The 9471-nt window shown below is 74.3% G+C and carries 7 protein-coding genes and 1 pseudogene; 4 read left to right on the forward strand and 4 right to left on the reverse strand.

Going from position 1 to position 9471, the window contains the following annotated elements:
• On the reverse strand, nt 1-807 hold an 807-nt coding region (locus BJF77_RS18705), incomplete at its 3' end, for an ABC transporter ATP-binding protein (RefSeq protein WP_255396366.1).
• 71 nt (nt 808-878) lie between these two features.
• Here BJF77_RS18705 and BJF77_RS18710 point away from each other — a divergent pair.
• The gene (locus tag BJF77_RS18710; RefSeq protein ID WP_075873111.1) at nt 879-2165 is read left to right on the forward strand and encodes an MFS transporter; all 1287 of its coding nucleotides are present in this window, start codon (nt 879-881) and stop codon (nt 2163-2165) included.
• Between the two features lie 162 nt (nt 2166-2327).
• A pseudogene (locus BJF77_RS18715) lies at nt 2328-3961 on the forward strand (ATP-binding cassette domain-containing protein).
• A 335-nt stretch (nt 3962-4296) separates the two neighbouring features.
• On the opposite strand, the gene BJF77_RS18720 reads toward BJF77_RS18715, so the two are convergent.
• Nucleotides 4297-4971 carry an SDR family oxidoreductase gene (locus BJF77_RS18720; RefSeq protein ID WP_075873112.1) on the reverse strand — a complete coding sequence of 225 codons (675 nt, stop codon included), beginning with the start codon at nt 4969-4971 and terminating at the stop codon, nt 4297-4299.
• Between the two features lie 310 nt (nt 4972-5281).
• Here BJF77_RS18720 and BJF77_RS20745 point away from each other — a divergent pair, with 310 nt between their 5' ends.
• Both BJF77_RS20745 and BJF77_RS18725 read left to right on the forward strand, forming a co-directional pair.
• Entirely contained in the window at nt 5282-5455 is a 174-nt protein-coding gene (locus tag BJF77_RS20745; RefSeq protein WP_158041335.1) for a hypothetical protein, read from the forward strand.
• Nucleotides 5456-5743: 288 nt separating this feature from the next.
• On the forward strand, nt 5744-6052 hold the full coding sequence (locus BJF77_RS18725; protein WP_238986134.1) for an EthD family reductase: 309 nt from the start codon (nt 5744-5746) through the stop codon (nt 6050-6052).
• 355 nt (nt 6053-6407) lie between these two features.
• Here the strand turns inward: BJF77_RS18725 and BJF77_RS18730 are convergent, their stop codons facing one another.
• On the reverse strand, nt 6408-7253 hold the full coding sequence (locus BJF77_RS18730; protein ID WP_082157588.1) for an IclR family transcriptional regulator: 846 nt from the start codon (nt 7251-7253) through the stop codon (nt 6408-6410).
• Between the two features lie 125 nt (nt 7254-7378).
• The gene (locus BJF77_RS18735) at nt 7379-9343 is read right to left on the reverse strand and encodes a BCCT family transporter (RefSeq protein WP_047805041.1); all 1965 of its coding nucleotides are present in this window, start codon (nt 9341-9343) and stop codon (nt 7379-7381) included.
• Between the last annotated feature and the right edge of the window lie 128 nt (nt 9344-9471).

The following is a 9471-nucleotide window of genomic DNA, read 5'->3' on the forward strand; positions in this document are numbered from 1 at the left end:
CGCCTCCGGCGCGGCGGCCGGCCCGGCGGCGCGGGCCGCGGCCCGGACCGCCGCCGCCGCCGCGTCCGGGGCGGCGTCCACGGTCAGGGTGATCCGGTCGCCGGCGAGGTCGCTCTTGAGCCGGGACGCGGTGTCGTCGGCGATGATCCGGCCCCGGTCCACGACCATGACCCGCTCGGCGAACTGGTCCGCCTCGTCCAGGTAGTGGGTCGTGAGGAACAGGGTCGACCCGTAGCGCCGGCGCAGCTCGAGGATGTGCTCCCACAGGTTCGCCCGGGACTGCGGGTCCAGCCCGGTCGTGGGCTCGTCGAGGAAGAGCAGCTGGGGGCCGGGGATCAGGCCCAGGGCGATGTCCACGCGCCGGCGCTGGCCGCCGGAGAGCTTCATCGTGGGCCGGCGCACGAGCTCCCCGAGGCCGAGCGCCTCCACGAGCTCGTCCGCGCGGCGCCGCGTCTCCGCCCGGCCCAGCCCGTAGAGCGCGCCCTGGCTGAGCAGCTCGTCGCCCACCCGCTGGTACTGCCCGGCCCCGTTCTTCTGCCCGATGTAGCCGATGCGCGCGCGCACCTCGGCCGGCTGCCGGGCGATGTCGAACCCGCACACGGTGGCGGTGCCGCCGGTGGGCCGCAGCAGCGTGGTGAGCATGCGCAGGGACGTGGACTTGCCCGCACCGTTGGGCCCGAGGAACGCGGTCAGCGTTCCGGGCGCCACGTCCATGGTCAGGTCGCGCACCGCGTCGACGATCCGGCCGCCGGGCCCGCGGAAGCTCTTGCTCAGCCCCCGGGCGCTGATGATGGGTGGGGTGCTCATGGGTCCACGGTAGAAGGCTTTCCGGCCGGATGGCGTCCGCACCGGGGCGGGCACCCCATAGAGTTCAGGGCGTGACCCTGCAGACCACCACCTTCGACCCCGCACGGGTCCGGCGCGCCCGGATCGCGGTGTCCGCCTTCTTCCTCACCAACGGCGCCCTCTACGCGAACCTCCTGCCCCGCCTGCCGGAGGTCAAGGAGGCGTTCGGCCTCTCCAACACCCTGTACGGGTTCCTCGTGGTGGCGTTCCCGCTCGGGGCGATCCTGGTGGGCGCTCTCCCGGCCCGGGCCATCCGCCGCTTCGGCTCCGGGCACGTCGCGGCGCTGGGCACCGTGCTGCTCGCCGTGTGCCTGGCCGCCGCCGGGGCCGGCGCCGGGCTGGGCGCCGGCACGCAGGCCGGGGTGGTCGTGTTCCTCGCGGCCATGTTCCTGGGCGGGGCGCTGGACGCCCACGTGGACACCGCCCAGAACGCCCAGGGGATGGAGGTGCAGCGGGCCCGGGGCCGCTCGGTCATCAACTCCCTGCACGCCCTCTGGAGCCTGGGCGCGGTGCTCGGCGGGCTGATGGGCGCCGCGGCGCTCGCCCTCGGCGTCCCGCTCGGGTGGCACCTCCCGGTGAGCGGGCTCGTGTGGAGCGTGGTCGCCCTGGTGGCGCTGCGCTCCGCGCTGACCCCGGCCGAGGGCACGGCCCTGCGCACGGTGGCCGACCCTGCGGAGCCGGAGCCCGGGGACCCGGCGGGCACCGCGCCGGAGCGGCGGCGGGCCGGGGCCGGGCACCGGTCGGCCGGGCGCATCGTCGTCGTCAGCCTCCTGCCCGTGGCCCTGATCGCGATGGCGGGGGTCATGGTGGAGGACGCGGGGATGAACTGGTCGGCGGTCTACCTCAACGCCGAGCTGGGCGCCCCGCTGGCCACCGCCGGGCTGGGCCTGGTCGCGCTGATGGCTGCCCAGTTCGTGGGCCGGGTGCTCGGGGACCCCCTGACCGACCGCTGGGGCCGGGTCGCCGTGGCCCGGGCCGGCGCCGCCCTCAGCGCGCTCGGCCTGCTCCTGGTGGTGCTCGCCCCCGTCCCGGCCGTGGCGGTGGCAGGCTTCGCGGTGGCCGGCTTCGGCTGTGCGACCCTCGTGCCCGCCGCCTTCCACGCCGCCGACGACATCCCGGGACTGCGCACCGGGACGGGCCTGGCGCTGGTCAGCTGGCTGATGCGGATCAGCTTTCTGAGCCTGTCCCCGGCCATCGGGATGCTCTCCGACGCCGTGGGGCTGCGGGCCGCCCTCGTGGTGGTGCCGGTCTTCGCCCTCGTCGCGGCGCTGACGGCCGGGGTGCTCCGCGACGGGTCGGCGGCCTCGCCGCGGAACTGATCCGGGTCTATCCTGGCTCCACCATGCATCACCACTTCTTCCGCTGACGGGTCCCGCGCACCCGCCGCCGCACGTGCCGCGGCGGGTCCCCTTCCTGCCCACCCGTCCCGTCCCGAGGAGCCCGGCCCGTCCGGCAGCGCGGCTCCGCAGCCCGGAGGAAGCATGTCCACGACCCCCGCCCACCGTCCTCCCCTGCCCGCGGGCGAGCAGGCCCAGCTGGTCGCCGCGGCGTCCGCCTGCGCCGCGGCCCCCGACTCGTGCTCGACGGGCTCGACCTCACCGTCACCCCCACCACCCGGCTGGGGGTGGTGGGGGAGAACGGCCGCGGCAAGACCTCCCTGCTCGGCGTGCTCTCCGGCGCCCTCGCCCCGGACGCCGGCACGGTGCGCCGCACCGGGACGCTGGCGGTGGTGGACCAGGAGCTGCCCGTGCCCGCCGAGGCCACCGTGGGCGACCTGCTCGATTCCGAGCTCGCCGCCGAGCACGCCGCGGTGGCCGAGGTGCAGGACGCGGCCCGCGCCCTGGCCGCCGGAGCCCCCGGCGCCGACGAGGCCTACGCCCGGGCCCTGACGGACGCCCAGGCCCTCGACGCCTGGGACGCCGACCGGCGGGTGGACCTCGCCCTCCAGGCCCTGGGGGCGGTGACCGACCGCTCCCGGGTGCTCGCCACCCTGTCCGTGGGCCAGCGCTACCGCGTGCGTTTGGCCTGCCTGCTGGGCACCGTCCACGACCTCCTGCTGCTCGACGAGCCCACCAACCACCTCGACGCCGCGGGGCTGGCGCACCTGGGCGCGGCGCTGCGCGAGTTCCGCGGCGGCGTGGTCCTGGTCAGCCACGACCGCAAGCTGCTGGGCCAGGTGGTGGACACCGTCCTGGACCTCGACCCCAGCCGGGACGGCCGCCCGCGCTGGTACGGCGGCGGACTGGCCGGCTGGCGGGCGGGGCGCACGGCCGCGCGGTCCCGGTGGCTGCGCGAGCACCAGGAGCAGCTGGCCGAGCACGGCCGGCTCAGCGACGACCTCGCCCGCGCCCGGTCCCGGCTGGTCGACGGGTGGCGGCCGGAGAAGGGCACGGGCAAGCACACCCGCGCCACCCGGGCCCCCGGCCTGGTGCGCTCGGTGCACCGCCGGCAGGAGGACCTGGACCGGCACCGGGTGGACGTCCCCGAGCCACCCCTGGTGCTGTCCGTGCCCGAGCTGCCCGCCCTGCCCGGCGCCGAGCTGGTGCGGGCGCAGGGCATCGCGGTGGCGGGGCGGCTGCCCCGGCCCGTGGACGTGGCGCTGGGCTCCGGGGACCGGCTGGTGGTCCGTGGTCCCAACGGGGCCGGCAAGTCCACCCTGCTGCAGGTCCTCGCCGGCGGCCTGGTTCCCGACGCCGGCTCCCGTGCGGCCGCCCCCGGGCTGCGCATCGGCCTGCTCGCCCAGGAGGGCCCGCGGCCCGATCCCCGGCCCGCCCAGGAGGTGTACGAGCAGGAGCTGGTCCGGCTCGTGCTCGCCGGCCGGCTGGCCGAGGCCGAGGTGCTGCCCCTCTCCGAGCTCGGGCTGCTCGACGCCCGGGACCGGCAGCGCCCGGCGGCCGAGCTCTCGGCCGGCCAGCGGCGGCGGCTGGACCTCGCCCGGGTGCTCGCCGCCCGGCCGCACCTGCTGCTGCTGGACGAGCCCACGAACCACCTCTCGATGGCGCTGGTGGACGAGCTCACCGAGGCGCTCGCGGCGACGGCCGCCGCAGTGGTGCTGACCACCCACGACCGGCAGCTCCTGCGGGACACCAGGCACTGGCCGCGCCTGCTCCTGTGACCTGGCGCCGCCGCCTCCTCCCGTCCCGGCCCCTCATGCGCCGAGTCCCCCAGCCCTGTGGTCTTAGAGCGCCGAGTCCCACATGAGGCGCCAATTCCCCTCGATCGTTCTGGGGGGATTGGCATGAGGTGGGGACTGGGCCGCCACGTGGGGGACTGGCGGTGGGGGCCTGGGGATGGTGGGGGACTCGGCGGTGGAAGGCATGGACGGCCGAGTGATGGGGACTCGGCGGTGGCGGGGGCATGGACGACCGAGGGGTGGGGACTGGGCGATGAGCAGGAGGTGATGGGGAGGAAGTGCTGGGGAGGGGTGACGGGGCGGGTGGTCCGGGTGGGTCAGTCGATCCGGACCTCGCGGGCCCCGCGCTCGAGGCCGCGCTCCAGGGCTGCGATGACGTCGTCGATGTTGTGGCCGGGAGGCAGCGCGGGCGGGAGCCCGGCCAGCGCCCGGTCCACGAGCCCGGTGTCCATGTGGGGCAGGCGGGCGTCCACCACGGCGATCCGGCGGGGCCGCAGCTCCCGCCGCAGGGAGCCCAGCCACGAGGCCATGGCTGCCTTGCTCGCGGCGTAGGCGCCCATCCCGGCCAGTGGCAGCTCCGCGACCACCCCGGTGAGCACCGCCACCGCGCCGCCGTCCACGAGGTGCGGCAGCGCGGCGCGGATCACGGCCATCGGACCGAGGGCGTTGACCTCGAACAGCTCCTCCACGACCGCCTCGTCCTCCTCGGCAGCGGGGCCGAACGCGGCGACGCCCGTCGCGATCACCACGGCGTCGAACCCGCCGAGCTCCTCCGCCGCCGTGCGCACCACCGCGGCGGCCTCGTCGTGGTCCACGAGGTCCAGGGCGTGCGCGGCGCGTGCCCCCAGCCGGGCGCGCAGCTGCTCCGCGTCCGCGGCCGAGCGGCCCGTCACCACGAGATTGCCGGTGTGCTCGCCCAGCCGCTCGCACAGCCGCTGTCCCAGGACGCCGGTCGCGCCCACCACGAGGATCCGTGCGTCGTTCAGGTCCATGGTCGTTCTCCCGCCCACTCGAGGGGCCCGGGCCGGGGCCGTGACCCCGAGCGTACCGATCCGCCCCGACACCGCCCAGAGCCTGACCTCGTCGTCGTCGCCCCCGTGCCGGATGCGCGTCCGGCAACGAGGAAACGCCGCCGCCGCGCGGGCCGTTGCCGTCGGTGTCCCGGCCGGCGTGGATCGCGGTGCTCGGAGCCGTGCCGGGCGAGCTCGTCCGCGGTGCGCTCCGTCGCCATGGACCTCACCGACGCGTCCCGGCTGCACGACGCCGACGTCCCGCCGCCCACCGTCATGCTCCCCGCTCGTCATGCACGGCTTGGGGCCGGTCGAGACCGGGGCGGACGCGCCCAACGGCATCACCGACCGCACGGTGGTCCTCGGCTCCGCCCACGACCTCCCCTCCCTTGCGGCGGCCGAGGCGCACGCCGCGAGGGAGGAGCACCGGCCGGTCCGGGCGATGGTCGCCCCGTTCCGCGCCTGAGCCCCGGAAACGCGCGGGGGACCGGTGGCCACGCGGCCGGGACGAGACCGGCGGGGCCCGGAACGCCCTCGGCAGCCGGCAGGCAGCCGGCGGGCGACCGGCGGCTCCGGAACGCCCTCGGCAGCCGGCGGGCAGCCGGCGGGCGACCGGCGGCCCCGGAACGCCCTCGGCAGCCGGCGGGCGACCGGCGCGCACCGACCCCTCGCGGCCCGGGATGGCCTAGGGTCACTGGTCAGGCGGTGGCACCGCAGCCACCCCGTGACCCGAGAGGCCCTCCCCGTGCACAAGATGATCGTTCTCTACCCCGAGCCCGAGGACCGGGCGGCATTCGTGAGCTACTACGAGTCCACCCACCTTCCCCTGGTGCAGCAGCTGCCCGGGCTGCTGGACTGGCGCTACAGCGTGGACGTCAAGGCCGCCACCGGCGGCTCCCCGTACTTCGCGGTGTTCGAGGCCGACTTCGCGGACGCCGAGGCCATGGGCGAGGCCCTGGCCTCGCCGGAGGGCGCCGCCGTCGGCGCGGACGTGGCCAACTACGCCACGGGCGGGGCCGTGGTGCTCGACTACCCGGTGAGCGGTCCCGCCGCGGCCCGCTGACGGCGGCCGGGCCGGCCCTCCGGATCCAGCATCCGCACCGGGGCCTCCTGCGTCCCCACCTCGCGGACCGTCCCGGTGAGGGTCATGGGGAACTCGTCGACCACGTGGACGGAGCGGGGATCCGGTGCCGCGGGCGATCCGCTCGGCACGGGATCCCCGCAGCGGTTCCGCGGTGCGAGGCGCGGCCCCGTCGCGCAGCCGCAGCCACGCCATGGCCTCCTCGCCGTGGACGGGTTCCGGCCCGCCGGCGGCCCGGGCGTCGACGACGTCCGGGGAAGCACGGGCGGGCCGCCCACCACGCGTGATGCAGGACAACGCGGCCAGATCGTCACGATCCCCCGCGATGAGGGCCCTCCTACTCGGGGTTGTCGACGGGGACGTACCCCATACGCCTGCTGACCCGTTCGCCCGCCTGCTTGAGGTCCTCGACGAGCTCGGCCATCTTCTCCTCGGTGAACCGGAAGGCCGGACCCGAGACGCTGATCGAGGCGATGACCGAGCCGAGATGGTCGCGCACCGGCACGGCGACCGCGTTCAGCCCGATCTCGAACTCCTCGCACACGGTGGCGTAGCCCCGTGCGGCCACATCGATCAGCTGCCGCTCCAGCTGCTTCCGCGACGTGATCGTGCGGGCGGTGAGCGTGGGCATTCCCTGGGCGCGGAGGATACGGGCTCGCTCGTCGGACGGCAGGCCGGCCAGCAGCACCTTGCCGCTGGACGTGGCGTGCAGGGGGGTGAGGCTGCCGATCCAGTCGTGGGTCCCGAGCGAGGACGGCCCGATCTCCTGGTCCACGTTGACGGCTTGCCCCTCGCGCAGGACCGCCAGGTTGACCGTCTCGGAGTGGGTTCTCGCGAGGCGGCGGATCTCGTCGCGTGCCTCGGCGACCACGCTCAGACGGCCGGGGATCGCGTGGGCCAGCCGCAGGATGCCGAAGCCGAGCTCGTACCGGCTGCCGTCGCTCGGGTGGTGCACCAGGCCCCGGAGTTCCAGCGCGCCGAGCAGCCGGGACGCCGTGGACTTGTGCACGCCCAGCTCCGCGGCCACCTCGGTCACCGTCGAGCCGCCGGTGCGGGCGAGGACCTCGAGCACCGTGATGGCGCGGTCGACGGACTGGACTCCGCCGGGGGTCACGCCGTCGGTCGTGGTCTGCTCCTTCGAGGCATCGGACGCGATCAGGGGTCTGGGATCGGAGGAGGACATGACTCCATGGTAGCCAATAGCGGATTTCGTGCTCCGGGCATGACTCCGGCCGCCGAGCGGTCTCGGCGGCCGGAGTGGTGCGTGGAAGTGCTGGGCCGGTCCGGTGCCCCGGTCCGGCAGCTCGGTCAGGACGGGTTGCTCTCCTTCTTCCGACTCCGGCTGGTGTGCCCGTTCTGCCCGTTCTGCGGGGCGTAGATCGGCTGACCGGCGGCCGTGGCGTCCACCGCCTGGAACTGGGCCGTGTGCGGATCCGTGCTCTCCCGGGTGACCAGGGTGAACTTCTGGTGCCCGTACTCGTCGACGGCATGGCGCACCGCACGGTTCATCACGGACTCGGACAGGCGCTTGCGCAACCACATGGGATCCCGGCGCAGATCCCGGGCCAGGGCGACGCACAGCAGGAACATCACCAGCACGAACGGCAGGGCGGAGACGATCGTCATCCGCTGCAGGCCGCCCAACGCGGCTGCGGGATCGTCGCCGCCGGCCAGCAGCATCACCGCGGCGACGCCTCCCATGAGCACGCCCCAGAAGACGATGACCGGGCGGGAGGGCTCCAGGCTGCCCCGGGAGCTGAGCGAGCCGGTCACGATGGACGCCGAGTCGGCGCCCGTGACGAAGAAGATCCCGGTGAGCACCATGGCCAGTACGGCAAGTCCGACGGTGACGGCCTGCGGCAGGTCCAGCCCGGTGAACATGTCGTAGATCGCGCTGTCGAAGGAGATGGTCGGGGACCCGTCCACGACCGTCGCGATGCCGTCGGCGGGATCCGGCGTGGCGTCGGCCCGGCGCTGGATGTCGATGGCCGTGCCGCCGAAGACGGCGAACCACAGCAGGGACACGAGCGAGGGCACCAGGAGAACCCCCACCACGAACTGGCGGATGGTCCTGCCTCGGCTGATCCGGGCCACGAACATGCCCACGAAGGGAGTCCAGGACACCCACCAGGCCCAGTAGAAGATGGTCCACCCCGACAGCCAGGCGCGCATGTCCTCGCCGCCCACCGCCTCCGTGCGGGCGGACATCTCCGGCAGCATCTGCGCGTAGGAGCCGATCGCCGAGGGAATGAGGTTGAGGATGAAGACGGTGGGGCCCACGACGAAGATGATGACCGCCATGATGACGGCCAGCACCATGTTGGTGTTGGAGAGGAACTGGATGCCCCGGGCGATGCCGGAGACGGCCGAGGCCACGAAGCAGAACGTCAGCACCGCGATGACGGCCACCAGCATCGGGGTGGTCACCTCGCCGACGACGCCGTTGAACTGCAGGCCGCTGCCGATCTGCAGGGCGCCCAGGCCAAGGGACGCGGCGGTCCCGAAGACGGTCGCGAAGATGGCGAGCATGTTGATGATCTTCCCGCCGATGCCGTCCACGGCCCGGCGCCCGAAGATCGAGACGAAGGCCTCGGAGAGCAGGTTCTTGCGGCCCAGGCGGAAGGTGCCGTAGGCGATGGCGATGCCGACCACCGCGTACATCGCCCACGGGTGCAGCGTCCAGTGGAACAGCGACGTGGCCATCGCGGCCTCGATCGCCTCGGCCGTCTGCGCGTCGGCCGTGGCCGGCGGCGGGGAGATGTAGTGGTAGAGCGGCTCGGCGACGCCGTAGAACATCAGGCCGATGCCCATGCCGCAGGCGAACATCATCGAGATCCACGAGACCGTCCGGAACTCGGGACGCTCGCCGTCCTGGCCCAGCGGGATGTTGCCGAAGCGACCGATCGCCAGCCAGAGGACGAAGACCACGAACAGGGAGGCCAGCAGCACGAAGATCCATCCGGTGCTGTGCAGCACCCATTCCAGCGCCACCGTCGAGGCGTTGGACAGGCTCTCCGTGTTGAGGAAGCCCCACAGCACGAACGCGACGACGAGGGCTCCGGTGACCACGAAGATCGTCCGGTCGAGCCCTTCCAGGCCGGCGCGGAAGGACTTCCGCCGCTCGGCGACACCGTCCTTCAGCTCGTCGAGGATCGCGACCTCCTCGGCCTCGGCCTCGTGCAGCAGGGTCGTGTCGTCCACGGGTGCCGTCGCGGGCTGTGCCGCCGGATCCTCGGCGGACACCGGGTCAGTGCGATTGTCGTCGGTGCTCATTGGACCTTCTCCTGGCGCTGCGGGCTGGTAACCGGGACGACGTCGCCGATCTTTTCGGTGATCCAGTCGTGGAAGGCGCCGATGTGGTGTTCGGAGGGGACGAGGACGCCGCCGGTGGCGTAGATCTT

This window comes from Kocuria sp. CNJ-770 (assembly GCF_001942375.1).
Taxonomy (GTDB): domain Bacteria; phylum Actinomycetota; class Actinomycetes; order Actinomycetales; family Micrococcaceae; genus Kocuria; species Kocuria oceani.